General features: G+C 66.4%; 15 protein-coding genes. 5 read left to right on the top strand and 10 right to left on the bottom strand.

Features of this window, described 5'->3' with window-relative positions:
- Positions 1-3: 3 nt before the first annotated feature.
- The 3 genes from L1088_RS07570 to L1088_RS07560 are packed head-to-tail and all read left to right on the top strand — an operon-like array spanning position 4 to position 3,682.
- Positions 4-753 carry an ABC transporter ATP-binding protein gene (locus tag L1088_RS07570; protein ID WP_234554396.1) on the top strand — a complete coding sequence of 250 codons (750 nt, stop codon included), beginning with the start codon at positions 4-6 and terminating at the stop codon, positions 751-753.
- 6 nt (positions 754-759) lie between these two features.
- The gene (locus L1088_RS07565) at positions 760-2,613 is read left to right on the top strand and encodes an AMP-binding protein (RefSeq protein WP_234554395.1); all 1,854 of its coding nucleotides are present in this window, start codon (positions 760-762) and stop codon (positions 2,611-2,613) included.
- A 1-nt stretch (position 2,614) separates the two neighbouring features.
- Positions 2,615-3,682 carry a branched-chain amino acid ABC transporter permease gene (locus tag L1088_RS07560; RefSeq protein WP_234554394.1) on the top strand — a complete coding sequence of 356 codons (1,068 nt, stop codon included), beginning with the start codon at positions 2,615-2,617 and terminating at the stop codon, positions 3,680-3,682.
- Between the two features lie 30 nt (positions 3,683-3,712).
- Here L1088_RS07560 and L1088_RS07555 read toward each other — a convergent pair whose 3' ends face one another.
- The 4 genes from L1088_RS07555 to coaE are packed head-to-tail and all read right to left on the bottom strand — an operon-like array spanning position 3,713 to position 5,983.
- Complete coding sequence (locus L1088_RS07555; protein WP_038042728.1) at positions 3,713-4,255, bottom strand: glycerol-3-phosphate acyltransferase; 543 nt, start codon at positions 4,253-4,255, stop codon at positions 3,713-3,715.
- A 4-nt stretch (positions 4,256-4,259) separates the two neighbouring features.
- Positions 4,260-4,670 carry a SufE family protein gene (locus tag L1088_RS07550; protein ID WP_135259497.1) on the bottom strand — a complete coding sequence of 137 codons (411 nt, stop codon included), beginning with the start codon at positions 4,668-4,670 and terminating at the stop codon, positions 4,260-4,262.
- 9 nt (positions 4,671-4,679) lie between these two features.
- The gene (locus L1088_RS07545) at positions 4,680-5,372 is read right to left on the bottom strand and encodes an SDR family oxidoreductase (RefSeq protein ID WP_135342735.1); all 693 of its coding nucleotides are present in this window, start codon (positions 5,370-5,372) and stop codon (positions 4,680-4,682) included.
- 5 nt (positions 5,373-5,377) lie between these two features.
- Positions 5,378-5,983, bottom strand: coding sequence for a dephospho-CoA kinase (coaE, locus tag L1088_RS07540; RefSeq protein ID WP_234554393.1), 606 nt, complete (start codon positions 5,981-5,983; stop codon positions 5,378-5,380).
- On the opposite strand from coaE, the gene L1088_RS07535 reads away from it, so the two are divergent.
- Both L1088_RS07535 and amrB read left to right on the top strand, forming a co-directional pair.
- A complete protein-coding gene (locus L1088_RS07535) occupies positions 5,963-7,258 on the top strand; it encodes an HDIG domain-containing metalloprotein (protein WP_234554392.1) in 1,296 nt (431 codons plus the stop codon). The genes coaE and L1088_RS07535 overlap by 21 nt on opposite strands.
- Positions 7,233-8,360, top strand: coding sequence for an AmmeMemoRadiSam system protein B (gene amrB, locus L1088_RS07530; RefSeq protein ID WP_234554391.1), 1,128 nt, complete (start codon positions 7,233-7,235; stop codon positions 8,358-8,360). Before L1088_RS07535 ends, amrB begins: the two co-directional genes overlap by 26 nt.
- A gap of 268 nt (positions 8,361-8,628) precedes the next feature.
- On the opposite strand, the gene rnr is transcribed toward amrB, so the two are convergent.
- The 6 genes from rnr to L1088_RS07500 form a co-directional block, all read right to left on the bottom strand.
- On the bottom strand, positions 8,629-10,887 hold the full coding sequence (rnr, locus tag L1088_RS07525; protein ID WP_234554390.1) for a ribonuclease R: 2,259 nt from the start codon (positions 10,885-10,887) through the stop codon (positions 8,629-8,631).
- 1 nt (position 10,888) lies between these two features.
- Positions 10,889-12,133 (bottom strand): aspartate aminotransferase family protein, encoded by a 1,245-nt coding sequence (locus tag L1088_RS07520; RefSeq protein ID WP_234554389.1) that lies wholly within the window; start codon positions 12,131-12,133, stop codon positions 10,889-10,891.
- Positions 12,134-12,143: 10 nt separating this feature from the next.
- Positions 12,144-12,542 carry an acyl-CoA thioesterase gene (locus L1088_RS07515; protein WP_234554388.1) on the bottom strand — a complete coding sequence of 133 codons (399 nt, stop codon included), beginning with the start codon at positions 12,540-12,542 and terminating at the stop codon, positions 12,144-12,146.
- Positions 12,530-12,808 (bottom strand): ribosome-binding factor A, encoded by a 279-nt coding sequence (locus L1088_RS07510; protein ID WP_135259490.1) that lies wholly within the window; start codon positions 12,806-12,808, stop codon positions 12,530-12,532. The genes L1088_RS07515 and L1088_RS07510 overlap by 13 nt, the downstream gene beginning before the upstream one ends.
- Positions 12,809-12,817: 9 nt before the next feature.
- Positions 12,818-14,119: a phosphoglucosamine mutase gene (glmM, locus tag L1088_RS07505; RefSeq protein WP_234554387.1), complete on the bottom strand. Its 1,302-nt coding sequence runs from the start codon at positions 14,117-14,119 to the stop codon at positions 12,818-12,820.
- Positions 14,120-14,180: 61 nt separating this feature from the next.
- Positions 14,181-14,807 (bottom strand): RCC1 domain-containing protein (locus L1088_RS07500; protein ID WP_369123616.1); only part of this gene is annotated, 627 nt, incomplete at its 5' end.

The raw sequence follows: 14,807 nt of genomic DNA, 5'->3' as shown, positions 1-14,807 counted from the left end.
GCCATGAGCGCCATCCTGGAGGCCAAGGATCTGCACCTCTCCTTCAAAGGGGTCAAGGCCCTGGCGGGGGTGGGGTTCCACGTGGTGGAGGGGGAGTTTTTCGCCGTCATCGGCCCCAACGGCGCGGGAAAAACCACCCTCTTGAACGTCCTTTCGGGGGTGTACGAACCCGACAAGGGACAGGTCCTCTTCCGGGGGCAAAACCTTCGGGGAAAAAGCCCCCAAGCGCGAGCCCGCATGGGCTTGGGACGCACCTTTCAAGGGCTGGAAATCTTCCGGGGCATGAGCGTGCTGGATAACGTGAAGCTGGGTGCCGAGCTGGCCCTCCCCACCTATCCCCCGGCCCTGCCCAAGGCGGAACGGGAGTGGCGGCTTAGGGCCTGGGCGGAAGAGGTCCTGGACTACCTCCACCTCTCCCCCTTCCGCCACGCCCCCGCAGGGATGCTCCCCTACGGGTTGCAGAAGCGGGTGGAGGTGGCCCGGGCCCTGGCCGGCCGCCCCAAGCTCCTTCTCCTGGATGAACCCATGGCCGGGCTCTCCCTCGAGGAGAAGCAGGACCTGGCCCGCTTCCTGCTGGACGCCCGGGAGGAGTGGGGCATCACCCTCCTTTGGGTGGAGCACGACCTGCGGGCCGTGCTGGAGCTTTCCGACCGCGTTCTGGTTCTCTCCTACGGAGAGGTGCTCTACCACGGCCCTCCCCATGAGGTACGGAAGGATCCTAAGGTGGTGGAAGCGTATCTGGGCCACGGGTGAGACGACATGGAAGGCACGCTGCTTTTCCATCTGTATGAACACGCAAAGGAGGAACCGGAGGCCGCTGCTCTCCGGGTAAAGCGGCTTGGGGTGTGGCAGAAGACCTCCTGGCGGGAGCTTTGGGAGCGGACCTTAAGCCTCGCTGGAGGGCTACGCACCTTGGGGCTGGAAGAAGGGGAGGTCCTGGCCATCCTCGGGCACAACGCCCCCGAGTGGGTGGAGGCGGAGCTGGGCGCCCAAGCCCTAGGGGCTCTGCCCATGGGCATCTACGCCGATGCCATGCCCGAGGAAGTGGGATACTTCCTGGAGTTCACCGGAGCCAAGGGCATTGTGGTGTCCGACGAGGAACAGCTGGACAAGGTCTACCCCCACCTGCACCTCGTGGACTTCGTCTTGGTCTGGGAAGAAGCCGGCATGACCCGCCACTTCCACGGCAAAGTGCGGCGCTTCAGCCAGGCTTTCGGGGACCCGAAGGTGGGGGAAAAGGCCGTGAGGAGGCGCCGCCCCGATGAGGTGGCCCTCCTCGCCCCCACCTCGGGTACCACGGGCAGGAGCAAGCTGGCCATGCTCTCCCACGAAAACCTCCTGGCAGGGCACCAGGCCCTGCGCCAGGCCCTGGGCTTCCAGCGGGGGGCTTGGGTCTTTAGCTACCTCCCCCTTCCCTGGATTGGGGAGCAGATGCTCACCGTGGTCCAAGGCCTGGTGGAGGGGTCCACGGTGCATTTTCCCGAAGACCCCACCACCCTCCGGGAAGACCTCAAGGAGGTGCAGCCCGACTTCTTCCTGGCCCCGCCCCGGCTCTGGGAGGATATGGCGAGCCTCATCCAAAGCCGGATGGCCGACGCCGACTTCCTCAAAGGCTTTTTCTACCGCGTGGGGATGGGGGCCCTTCTGGAGGGAGCCAGCCGGGAGTTCCGGGGGGAACGGGTGGGCCTATGGCTCAACCTCAAACGGGCCCTCTTCTACCCCCTCATCGCCCGGCCCCTCCGGGCCCGCCTGGGGCTTGCCGCCTGCAGGATTGCCGTCACCGGGGGGGCTCCCCTGGGCAACGAGGTCTTCACCTTCTTCCGCGCCTTGGGCCTGGACATCCGCCAGGTCTACGGCCAGTCGGAGACCGCCGCCGCCACCACCGCCCACGCCACCGGGGACGCCCCCCCCGAGACGGTGGGCCCTCCCCTGCCCCAAACGGAGGTACGCCTCAGCGAGGAGGGGGAGATCCAGGTGAAGGGGCCCCAGGTCTTCCGGGGGTACTTCCGCCAGGAAAAGGCCACCGAGGAAAGCTTCACCCCCGATGGCTTCTTCCGGACTGGAGATGCCGGCTTCTTTGACGAGCGGGGGCACCTGGTGATCCTGGGACGGGTGAAGGAGGTGGGGGCCCTGCTGGATGGGACCCGGTTTGCCCCCCAGTTTCTGGAGAACCGCCTGAAGTACTCTCCCTACATCCGCGAGGCGGTGGTCCTGGGCCATGGCAAGCCCTTCGTGAGCGCCCTCATTGAGCTGGACCCGGAAAACGTGCAGAACTGGGCCCGCAAGCGGGGTCTTCCCTTCACCACCTACCTCTCCCTCACGGAAAGGCCTGAGGTCAAGGCCCTCATTGCGGAGGAGATCCGCATGGTGAACCAGACCCTGCCCGAAAAACTCCGCATCCAGCGCTTCGCCATTTTGCCCAAGGAGCTCCACCCCGACGACGAGGAGATCACCCGTACCCGCAAGGTGCGTCGCCAGGTGGTGGAGACCCGCTACGGCCCCGTGATCCAAGCCCTTTACGGGGAAGGGGGACGGGTGGAGGTGGTGCTCCCCATCCGCTACCTGGAGGGAGAGGGACGACTCCAGGCCACCCTCGAGGTGCAGGAGGTCTAACGTGTACGCCCTTTCCAAGCAACTCACCGACGCCTATAGCCGCCGCTTTGCCCGAGCGGTGCGGGAAACCTACAAGGAGGACGAGGCCTACGCCAGCACCCCCCTGGGGCGGCTGGCGCTTTGGGCCTTCCTGGCCCTTCTCTTCTTCCTACCCCTCCTCCTAGGGCCTTACCCCATGTACGTGGCCACCCTGGTGGCCATCGGGGCCTTAAGCGCCCTGGGCCTTCACCTCCTGGTGGGGGGTGCAGGGCAGATCTCCTTGGGCCACGCCGCCTTCATGGGGGTGGGAGCCTACGCCGCAAGCCACCTTTATGGCCCCTTGGCTCCTTTGGGTATCCTCCTCGGGGGAGGCATCGCCGCCCTTTTGGGCCTCGTGCTGGGTCTCCCCTCCTTGCGCATCAAGGGGGTGTACCTGGCCATCGCCACCCTGGCCTTCCAGTTTTTGGCGGACTACGTGTTCAAGAACTGGGAGGCGGTCACCGGAGGCATCCGGGGGCGCACCCTACCCCCCGCGGAAATCCTGGGTCTGGCCTTGGACACCCCCGACCGGCTTTGGTACCTGGTCCTGCTCTTCGCCCTGCCCCTCTTCTTCTACGGCAAGCGCCTCCTCATGACCCGGGCGGGGCGGGCCTTCATGGCGGTGCGGGACAACGACCTCTCCGCCCGGGTGGCGGGGGTGGACCTGGTGGGGGTGAAGCTCCTGGCCTTTGCCCTTTCCGCCTTCTACGCGGGGGTGGCGGGGGGGCTTTTGGCCCAGCTCTACAAGGCGGTAACCCCCGAGTACTTCCCCCTCACGGTGAGCATCCAGTACCTGGCCATGGTGATTGTAGGCGGGGCGGGCACGGTGCTGGGGGCGGTGCTTGGGGCCTTCTTCGTCCTCCTCATCCCCGAGGTGCTCAACAGCTTCGTGGGAGCCCTGGGGCCCCAGTACGCCGCCGCCCTGGCCGCCTGGCGCAACGTGATCTTCGGCCTCCTGATCCTGGGCTTTCTGATCCTAGAGCCCCTGGGTCTGGTGGGCCTTTGGGGGAGGATCCGCAACTACTTCCGCACCTGGCCCCTCCCCTACTAAGTACCCGCACGCAANCGACGGGGTACTTAACTAGCGGTGCCAGTCCTTGAGGTGGCGTAAGGCCACGGGAAGGCCAAGCCCCAGCCCGAAAAGGAGGTAAGCGGGAGCCGGATGCAGGAAGCTAGCCAAGAAGGGCTGGGCCAAGGCCACGGCCAGAGCCACACGGTAGGGCCTTCGGAAAAGGGCGAAAAGGGTAGCGAAAAGCAGGAGGGAAAGGAAGAGAAGCCGAGGATCTACGGCAAAGAGCACCCCGGCCCCCGCAGCCAAGCCCTTACCTCCCTGGAAGAGGAGCCAGGGGGAAAAGGAATGCCCCCACACCGCCCCCACACCCCCGGCAAGGCCACCCAGAGGGCTTCCCCCCATTCCCTCCCCCAGGGCCACCGCCAGGATTCCCTTGAAGAAGTCCAGGAGGAGAACCATGAAACCCGGCACCGGCCCCAGCACCCGGTAGGCGTTCAAGGCCCCGGGGTTGCCCGATCCCTCCTGAAGGAGGTTCCTTCCCCGAAGGGCTCCAAACCAGTAGGCGATGGGCAAGCTTCCCAGGAAGTACCCAAGGAGAAGGGCTACGAACATAGGCCTAGGAAAGAGCCCTTTGCACCTGGCCTTGGAGCCGCAAGAGAGCCGCCTCGAGGCCCCTTAGCCGCAAGGGGGTGAGGAGTTCCTCTAGCCCTGCTCCTTGGTAGAAGGTGGGGGGCACGGAAAGCACCGCCTCAGGGGACTCCCCCTCGAGGCCCTCCTTCAGAAGCCCTGCAAAGGCCTTCACCGTGGGAGCTTCATCGGGGACGAAGAAGTAAAGCCTAACCCTTCCCCCCTCCACCTCCGCCCTCAGGAAGAAGGGGGTCTGGCATTCATGAACCCGTTCCAGCTCCACCCCAGGAGGGGGGGTGGGCACCTTTTTGGCGTATTCCAGAAGCACCTGGGCCTTGAGCTCCTTGGGCATGGCCCGAATCAGGTCCAGGGCCTCCTGAAGCTTCTTGGGCAAGGCCATGGCCTTAGCTTAGCCTCCCTTGGGGGCGGTCTGGGTGGGGCGGAGCTCAATCTCGCTCACCATAGCCCTTTCCGGCATCTCCGCTGCGAAAAGCACCGCCTGGGCCACATCAAGAGGGGAAAGCTTCCAGGAGGCTCCCGGGGTGTTGCCGGCAAAACCCGTGTCCACCGAGCCCGGCAGGACGTTCACCACCCGAACGCCCGCCTCCCTTAGCTCCAGCATGGCCGCCCCCATGAGGCCTAGGAGGCCGAACTTGCTGGCGTTGTAGGCCGCCCCGCCCTTGAAGGCGTTCTTGCCCGCAAGGCTCCCGATGTTCACCACCACCCCCCTCGAGGCCAAGAGGGCTGGCAAAGCCGCCTTGAGGCCCAAAAAGGGCCCCACCAGGTTCACCTCCAAAACCTGGCGGAACTCCTCCTCGCTGAGCTCGGCCACGGGCTTCATCACGCCAATCCCGGCGTTGTTGACCAGGAGGTCCAGCTGGCCGTAAGCCTGCAAGAGGCTCGCCACCGCCTTCTGCCAGTCCGCAAACGAGCGCACGTCCCCGGGCAAGGCCAAGGCCCCCTCCCCCAGCTCCGAGGCCAAGGCCTCGAGCCTTCCCCCATCCCGGGCAAAGAGCCCCACCCTGTACCCTTTAGCGTGCAGAAGCCGGGCGATGGCCTCCCCAATCCCCCGGCTCGCTCCCGATACCAAGGCCACCCGCATGTCCTCTAGCTTAGCCCAAAACGCTCCTGGATCCGGGCCAGGATTCCCCTCAGTCCCTCCTCCAGCTCCTTAAGCCCTCCTTGGTTCTCCAAAACCCAGGTGGCCCGCTTCCTTTTCTCCTCCTCAGGCATCTGGGCCCTTTCCCGGGCCAAGACCTCCTCCCGCGAAAGTCCGGAGCGGGCCACCACCCGCCTCACCCGCTCCTCCACAGGCGCCGCCACCAAAAGGGTTCCATCCAGGCGGGCCTCCCACCCCTTCTCAAAAAGCAGGGGGATTTCCAGGAAAATCAAGGGGGCTTTTATGCGGGCCAGCTCCTCGGCCAAAAGCCTCCGCACCTCGGGGTGGAGGAGGTCCTCGAGGGCCTTAAGCCTTTCCGGGTCGGAAAAGACCAGCTGGGCCAGCACCCTGCGGTCCAGCTCCCCGCCCGCGAAGGCCTCCGGGAAAACCCGCTTAAGCTCCGCCTTCTTGTTCTCCCTGGCCCGTGCCGCCAGCTCATCCAGATCCAAGACGGGGTAGCCCCAGGACCTCAGGAGAGCAGCCACCGTGCTCTTGCCGCTTCCGATGTTCCCGGTGATGCCGATAATGATGGGGTGCTCCGCCCGATCGCCCATAGGGACTTTCCCTTTTATACCCCCAAGGGGGCCATTCCCGTGGGGGGTGCGTTACGGGACCTCCTTCTGGGACGAAGGCCCTGGGACCTGGACTTCGCCGCCTTGGACCCCTTGAAGGCGGCGGAGGAAGCCCAAGGCCGTCTGGGGGGTACCCTCTTCCCCTTGGATGCCACGCGGGGCCAGTACCGCCTCGTATCCGGCACCCTGGTCCTGGACTTCTCCCCCCTGGAGGGGAGCCTGGAGGAAGACCTCCTCAGGCGGGACTTCCGCCTAAACGCCCTGGCCTGGAAAGGGGGACGGATCCTAGGCCTAAGGGGGGCGGAGGAAGACCTCAGGCGCAAGGTCTTGGTCCCGGTTCGGGAGGAGAACCTCTACCAAGACCACCTGCGAAGCCTGCGGGCGGTGCGCCTGGCCGCCAGCTTGGGCCTGGGCTTGCCCGGGGAAACCCGAAGGGCCCTTTCCCGCCATGCCCGCTTCCTCCAGGCCCACCTCGAGGCCCTCCCGGCGCGGGAGCGGGTGCGGGAGGAGCTTGCTAAGCTCCTCCTCTCCCCAAAGGCGGCCTGGGGGCTTCACCTCCTGGAGCGCACGGGGCTTCTGGACGTCTACCTCCCCGAGCTCCGCCCCCTGGTGGGCCTGGCGCAGGGCGGGGTGCACCACCTGGACGCCTGGCGACACACCCTCTCCGTCCTCTTCCACCTGGCCTGGCTCTGGCCGGAAGCCCCCCTTGCCGCCCGCCTCGCCGCCCTCTACCACGACGTGGGCAAGCCCCTGACCCGCCGCTATGACCCCGAGGTGGGGCGCTACCGCTTCCTGGGCCACGCCGAGGTGGGGGCGGAGGTGGCGGAAGCGAGCCTCCTCTGGCTCCGCTTCCCCAAGGAGGTGGCGGAGGGGGCCAAGGCCCTAGTGCGCCGCCACATGGACCGCCCCCCCGAGGGGCAAAAGGCCCTCCGCCGCTTCTATTTCCGCCGCAAGGATCTCCTTCCCGCCCTCCCCTACCTCATGGCGGCAGACCGCTTGGGCACCCGGGGGGTGGAGGGGGAGGCCTGGGAAGTGCTCAGGGGCTTTCAGGAGGCCACCCAAGAACCTCTCCCCGAGCGGCCCCTCCTTTCCGGAGAAGAGGTGATGGCCCTCCTGGGCTTGAGGCCAGGGCCGGAGGTGGGGCGGGCCTTGGCCCTCCTCCTCGAGGCCCAGGCGGAAGGACGGGTGCGAAGCCCCGAGGAGGCCAAGGCCCTTCTCCTATATTGGAAGGGTGGAGGGCAGGATCCGTCTTCGTGAACCCCAGATCACCCCGGTGGAAGGGGGGTTCCTCCTCAGTGACCCTTACGGGGTCTTCGGGAAACCCCTGGCCCTCACGGAAGGGGGGCTTTTCCTCCTCTCCCTCATGGACGGGAAGACCCTGGAGGAGGTGCAGGAAGAGGTCTTCAAGGCCCACGGGGTCCTGGTGCCCCGGAAGGAGCTGGAAGACCTCCTGAAGGCCTTAGAGGAAGCAGGCCTCCTCCTCACGGAGGGGGTGGAAAGGCGCCTAAAGGAGGAAGAGGAAAGGCTCAGGAAGGAGCGGCCCATGCGCCTGGCGGGCCTCTCCTCCCCCGAGGGGGAGGAAGAGGCCCGCGCCTTTTGGGAGGCCTTCCGGGCCAGCTTTCACGGGGAGGCCCCGGAGGCCCAGGCGCTACTTTTGCCCCACCTGGAGCCCGCCCGCGTGCCCGAGGCCTACGGGGCGGCCCTGGCCGCTCTGGAGAAGACCCCGCCCCCCAAGCGCCTCTACCTGGTGGGGGTGGCCCACCGCCCCTTGAAGGAGAGGGCCGCTGCCTTGCCCGTTCCCTTCCACACCCCCTTCGGCCCGGCGGAGCCCGACCTGGAAGCCCTCCAGGCCCTGGACGCCCTCCTTCCCTATGAGCTCTTCAACACCCCCCTGGCCTTCCGGGAGGAGCACAGCCTGGAGCTTCCCCTCTTCTTCTTGAAAAGGGCCTTTCCCCAGGCCAAGGTGCTGCCCCTCCTGGTGGGGCGGCGAAGCCCCGAGCTGGGGGAGGCCCTAAAGGTGGTTCTCAAGGACTTCCCAGGCCTCTTGGTGCTGGCGGTGGACCTCTCCCACGTGGGGCCCCGTTTTGGCGACAAGCCCTTTTCCCGCCCCCTGGCGGAGGAGGCCAGAAAGCGGGACCTGGGCTTCCTGGAAAGGCTGGCCCAAGGGGAGCCCGAGGCCGCCTTGGCCTTTTTGGGAGGGAATCCCACCCGCGTGGACGCCGTGGAGGTGGTGGCGAGCCTCATCCCCCTCCTCACCGGCAGGAAGGGCCAGGTCCTGGCCTACCGCCTGGACCTCGAGGCCCCCACCCTCTCGGCGGTGGGGGCGGGCACCCTGGTCTTCCCCACCCTTCCCGGCTAAACCCCAGGCGATGGGGCCCCATGCCCTTTCTCCCCGAATCGTACCCCACGGCCACCCAAGGCTAAGTACCCGCACGCAAAGGTTGCCCCACCGGCCAAAGCCAAAGCGGCTTGCTCATGGCCTCTTTGGGGGCTCCCGGCGTGGCGCAAGCCACGACGGGACACTTAGGGCCGAAGGGCTTTGCCGGGTCCCTGGCGAAGCCAGGGTGGGGCGGCATCATACCCTTTCACCGGGGCCCCCACGGGGACTTCGTCCCCGTGGGGTGGTATCAGCGGCGCCTACGCCGCCTCTTGGCCCTGGTGTCCACCGGGCGGTGCATCCCGGCCTTCTCCTCCCTAGGAGCCCACTCGCCGAAGTAAACGGTGTTCACCGTGGCCCGCTCGGGCCGGCTGTCGCGGCTTGTATCCTTAGGCGGTCCTACCACCTTGCGCATCTCCTCCTCCTTTGCCTTTCCCTTCTGCACCAGGGTTTTTCCCCTGGAAGCTTCCTTCTTTTCCTCCTCCCGGTAGGGTAGGAGATCGATCTGCCGGAGCCTGGGGTTGGCGGCGGCGATCACCACCTCCATCTCGTCTCCCAGGCGGATGCGCTTGCCCTTAGGGCCCATGAGGGCCATGGCCTCCTCGCTGTAGGTGTAGGGGCCCAAGGCCTCGAGGCGCACCAGCCCCTCCACCCCGTTTCTCAGCATCACGAAGGCCCCGAAGCTGGCCACCCCCGTCACCTTGCCCAAAAAGCGCTCCCCCAGATGGAGCTCGGCCCACTTGGCCATGTAGTACTTGGTGAGCTCCCGCTCGGCGGCCTCCGCCTTCCTTTCCATCTCCGAGGCGTGCTCGGCCATGGCGGGGAAGGTCTCCTGCCAGCGGGCCTTCTTGGCCGGGGTGAGGGTACGCCGCAGCACCGCCTTCAGCACCCGGTGCACCACCAGGTCCGGGTAGCGGCGGATGGGGCTGGTGAAGTGCAGGTAGTGCTCCATGGCCAACCCGAAATGCCCGAGGTTCTCCGCAGCGTACCGGGCCAAACGCAACGAACGCAGGACCAGGTTGGCCACCACGGGCTCCTCCGGGCGGCCCTTGGCCTCGAGGAGAACCCTTTGCAGGGCCTTGGAGGAAAGCTTCTCCGGCAGGGTATACCCCAGCCGGGCCAAGGCCGTGCGGAGCTTCCCGTAGGCTTCCTCCAAGGGCTCCTCGTGTACCCGAAAGAGCCCGGGAAGCCCCTTCTTGACCAGGTACTCAGCCACCAGCCGGTTGGCCAGGAGCATGAGCTCCTCGATGAGGCCCCTCGCCCTGGGCTCCTCCTGGGGGATGAGGTGGAGGGTGCCGTCTTCCACCTCCACCTTCACCTCGGGGAAGCTGAAGTCCAAGGAGCCCGCCTGCAGGCGCTTTTGCCTCAGCCTCCCCGTCAGGTCCAGGAGGAGCCTCAGGTCCTCCGCCAAAAAGGCGTGCTCCTCGGGAAGGCCGTACCCCTCAGCAAAGGCCTCCACCTCCGTGTAAGTCAACCGGGCCACGCTCCTTATGACCCCCTCGGCGAAGCGCACCCGCTTCACCTCCAGGTTCTCGTCCAGGTCCACCAGGACGGAGAGGACCAGCCGGTCCTCATGGGGCTTCAGGGAGCAGACCCCGTTGGAAAGCCTTTCCGGGAGCATGGGCAAGACCCTTCCCGGCAGGTAGACGCTGGTGCCCCTTAAGAGGGCCTCCTGGTCCAAGGCGCTACCCTCTTTCACGTAGTGGGAGACGTCGGCGATGTGTACCCCGAGGCGGTACCCCTGGGGCAGGCGCTCCACGTGGATGGCGTCGTCAAAGTCCTTGGCGTCCACCCCGTCGATGGTGAAGACCCGCAAGGAGCGGAAGTCCTCCCGCCTTCTGAGCTCGGCCTCAGGGATCTCCAGGGGAATGGCCTCCGCCTCCTTTAAGACCTCCTCGGGAAACTCGGCCCTCAGGCCGTACTTGGCGATGACCGCCTCGGTTTCCGTCTCGGGGGCGTCCCCCTCCCCCAGGTACTCCAAAAACTCCCCATAAGGGCGCCGGTCATAGTGCACCTTCACCACGATCCGGCTTCCGCGCTTGAGGCCGTGGAGCCCCTCAGGAAGAAGCCTAAGCTCCGGAAGCCCCGGCTCATCGGGAAGGAGGACAGCGTAGCCCCTGCGGAAGTCCAGGGTGCCCACCACCCGCTCCCGGGCCCGCTTCAAAACCCGCTCCACCACCCCCCAGGGCTTCCCGTCCCGCCCGGGAGGCATGAGGCGGGCTTCCACCAGGTCCTCGGGCCAAGCGTCTTTGGTGTAGCCGGGTGGGATGAAGAGGTCCTTCTCGGGGAGGCGCACGAAGCCGTACCCGTCCCGGTGGAGGCTGATGGGCCCCTGCACCCGGGCGGGGAGGAAGTACTGGCTTCCCTTTTTCTCCAGAAGGCCCTCCCGCACCAGGCCCCGCAGGTACGCCTTGGCCTCCCGCTTCTCCAGGCCAAACCGGCTCAGGATTTCCTCCAGGCGGTGGGGCCTGCCAGTCTTTTTGAAAAACTCCAGTAAGGTTTCCCGCATTCTAACCCAGGAGGCCCTCCAAGGCCTTCTCCGTGGCCTTCAGGCTTTCCGAGAAGGCCGAAAGGGCCTCGTCCACGTGCTCCTTGCCGATGATGAGGGGGGGCTCGAGGCGCACCACCTTGGGGTTGTTGAGGCCGAAGGCGGTGATCACCCCCCTTTCGGCCAGCTCCGCCACCACCAAGGCCCCGATGTCGGCGTCGGTGAACTCCACGCCCAACATCAGCCCCCGGCCCCGCACGTCCTCAATCAGGTGGGGGTACTGGGCCTTAAGGGCCTTTAGCCCCTCCATGAGGTAGCCCCCCACCTCCAGGGCCCTTTGCGGCAGGTTCTCCTCCAGGGTGACCTCTATAGCCGCCAAGGCCGCCGCCGCCGCTAGGGGGTTCCCCCCGAAGGTGGAGGAGTGAAAGAGGGGATTGGCCTTGAAGACCTCAAAGACCTCCTTCCGCCCCACGCAGGCCCCGATGGGCATCACCCCACCTCCCAGGGCCTTGGCCAGGGTCATGAGGTCGGGGGCCACCCCCTCCCAGTCCACCCCGAAGAGCCTGCCGGTGCGCCCGAGGCCGGTCTGCACCTCGTCGGCGATCATGAGGACGCCCTTTTCCCGGGTGATCTCCCGCACGCCCCGCAAGTACCCATCCGGGGGCACGCGGATGCCGCCTTCCCCCTGGATGGGCTCCACGATCACCGCAGCCGTCTCCTCATCTATGGCCGCTTCCAAGGCTTTCAGGTCCCCGTAGGGCACCGCCTTCACCCCGGGCAGGAGGGGCCTGGCGGGGTCCTGGTACTCGGGCTTGGGGGTGAGGGAAAGGGCCCCCATGGTCTTGCCGTGGAAACCCCCCTGGGTGGTCACGATGCCGGGCTTGCCCGTGTAGGCCCGGGCCAGCTTGATGGCCGCTTCCACCGCCTCCGCCCCGGAGTTGCCGAAGAAGACCATCTCCAGGCCTTCGGGCGTAATCTCCGCCAGCTTGGCGGCAAGCCTGGCCGTGGGCTCGGACACCAGCACCCGCACGGACATGGGCATGCGCTCAAGCTGCCGCTTCACCGCCTCCACCACCTTGGGGTGGCGGTGGCCCAGGTTCAGGGTGCCGTACAGGCCCAAGAAGTCCAGGTAGCGTTTGCCCGTGGTGTCCCACACATAAGGGCCCTCCGCGTGGGACTCGATGCGGTCCAGGCCGGTAAAGCGCAGCAGACCCGCCAAACCAGGGTTGATGTGCCGCTCAAAGAGGGTAAAGGGATCAGGGTTCATGACCACAAGGCTACCCTAAGTGTAGCACACTCAAGGCTTGGTAGATGTCTTCCGGAATACGGCCAGCCTTCTCCCCCACCTGGCATAGGTGCCGGGTAAAGCCCTCCGCCAAAAGGATCCCGTCCCGCTCCACTCGGTAGCGGAAGGTGAGGTCCCGCCGGGAAAGCCCGGCCAGGCGGGTGCGCACCAGCACCTCCTCCCCAAAGCGGGCGGGGGCGCGGAAGGTGAGTCCAAGCTCCACCACCGGGAAATACACCCCCCGGGCCTCCACCTGGGGGTAGGGCAGGCCCGCCCTTTCCAGGAAGTCCACCCGGGCGGCCTCCAGATACACCGCATAGACGGAGTGGTGGACCACCCCCATCTGGTCGGTCTCCGCGTAGCGGACCTTGATGCGAGTCAGGCTCTCCATGGCAGGAACTCCAGCCTGGGTAGGTGGCGCATCCGCACCCGCCGAGCAAGGACCCCAAGGAGCCGGCCCTCGGCATGGCGCAGGGCCGAAAGGGCCTTTTCCTCGTCCTGAAAGGCCTCCACGTACACCGTGAGCACCCGGCCATCCGGGGAAAGGCGCACCCCCTCCACGGTGAGGAGGAAAAGCCTGGGGTCTTCCAGCTCCCCAATGGCCTCCGCCAGGGCGCGCAGGAGCCTCTCCTCCAGGTGGGCCTTCCCGTAGCTCACGCCTAAAGCTTACTCCCGGTCCAAGGCGGCGACCAGGTCGGCAAGCTCCCTCGCCACAGCCTCTGCCCCCTCCTTGGCCTCCACCATGACCCGCACCACGGGCTCGGTTCCCGAGGGGCGCACGTTCACCCGGCCCCGCCCCCCAAACCGCCTCTCCGCCTCCTGCACCGCCTCCCTCAGCCGCGGGTGCCCCATCACCTTGGCCTTGTCCTCCACCCGCACGTTCAGGAGCACCTGAGGGTACATGGGCAGGGCCTCGTACCAGTCGGCCAGGTCCCCCCCCAAAGCCTTCAGGGCCTTTAGGGTGAGGAGGGCGGTGAGGAGGCCATCCCCCGTGGTGTGGTGCCTAAGGAAGATCACATGCCCCGAGGGCTCCCCGCCCAGGTGAAGCCCCTTCGCCTTCAGCGTCTCCAGCACGTAGCGGTCCCCCACCTGAGCGCGGTGGAAGGCCAGGCCCCGCTCCTTTAGGGCCACCTCCAGCCCCATGTTGCTCATCACCGTGCCCACCACCCCCTCCTCCCCAAAGGCCAAGGCGGAGAGGTAGAGGATGTGGTCCCCGTGGAAAAGCCGCCCCTTGCGGTCAATGAACTGCACCCGGTCCCCATCGCCGTCAAAGGCGATGCCCAGGTCCAACCCCAGCTCCACCACGAAGCGGCTCAGGGCTTCCGGGTGGGTGGAGCCGCACCCCCTGTTGATGTTCCTGCCGTCTGGGGTGTTGAAGAAGGCCATCACCTCGGCCCCCGCCCGCTGGAAAAGCCTTGGGCCTATGCGGTAGGTGGCCCCGTGGGCCAGGTCCAGGCCCACCTTGAGCCCGCTGAGGTCGGGGGCGTGGGTCAGAAGGAAATCCAGGTACATCCTCTCCGCCTCCCGGAAGTCCCCCACGGTGCCAATGCCCCGGGTGGGATGCTCCTCCTCCAAAAGGGCTTCGACCTCCTCCTCCGCCTCGTCCGGGAGCTTCTCCCCCTCGGGCCCGAAGAACTTGATGCCGTTGTCCTGGTAAGGGTTGTGGCTGGCGGAGATCATGGCCCCGGCGGTGGCCTTAAGGTGCCGGGTCAGGTAGGCCACCCCCGGGGTAGGCAGAACCCCTAGGTGCTCCACCCTAACCCCCTGGCTCATGAGCCCCGCGGCCAAAGCCGCCTCCAGGAGGTCGGAGGACTCGCGGGTGTCCTTGGCCAGGAGGACCACGGGCTTGGGGCTATGGGCCCGGAAGTAGGCCCCCGCCGCCTGGCCGAGCCTCAGGACGAACTCCGGGGTGAGGGGGGGCTTCCCCGCCTCCCCCCGCACCCCGTCGGTGCCGAAGTAGCGCCTCATCCCCGGCACTATACCAAAAGGCCCCAGGGGAAACCCCTGGGAGCCTTTTGCGAGCTTGAGCTCAGGGCATGTCCGGGAGTTTGATCTGTACCGGCACCAGCTGGTGCTCCCGGTTGCCGGTGCCCAGCTGGCCGGTGTCGTTCCGGCCCCAGACCCAGACCGTGCCATCAGACTTTATCGCCACGTTGCTGTCAGAGGAGCTGCTCACGTATACAACTCCTCCATCCATACTCAATGGAGGAACAGGCGTGCTCCAAAAATTCCGGTTAGGCCCAATCCCTAGAACACCCATAAGCACGCTCCCATCCCATCTGGTGTTATTGCCCCATACCCACACAGCACCCTCATCGGTCAAGACGCCACTATGATGAAAACCAGCAAACACTCTGGACACCTTGCCTGGGATACCCTCGATTTTGCGCTTCTTTTGACACTCAGCAAAAACTCCCACCTGACCTTGCTTGGAATGACCCCATCCTATTACTTCGCCATCTCGGGTCAACACCAAGATATGTCGAGCCCCTGCCGCCAACATTTTCACTGGAGGCAGATTTTCAACCCTTAGAGGCAGAGCCTGCCCCTCTTTATCGTACCTAGATCCGTCACAAGTAGTATCCGTCCCCAGACTTGACCGATATGCGGCCTTGGGGTAAAGAGGGGGCATGACCCTACGCGAGGCCTTGTCCCA

This window comes from Thermus caliditerrae, assembly GCF_021462525.1.
GTDB classification, from domain to species: Bacteria; Deinococcota; Deinococci; order Deinococcales; family Thermaceae; genus Thermus; species Thermus caliditerrae.
Note: the sequence above shows the minus strand (reverse complement) of the source record. Positions and strands in the feature narration are given on the sequence as shown.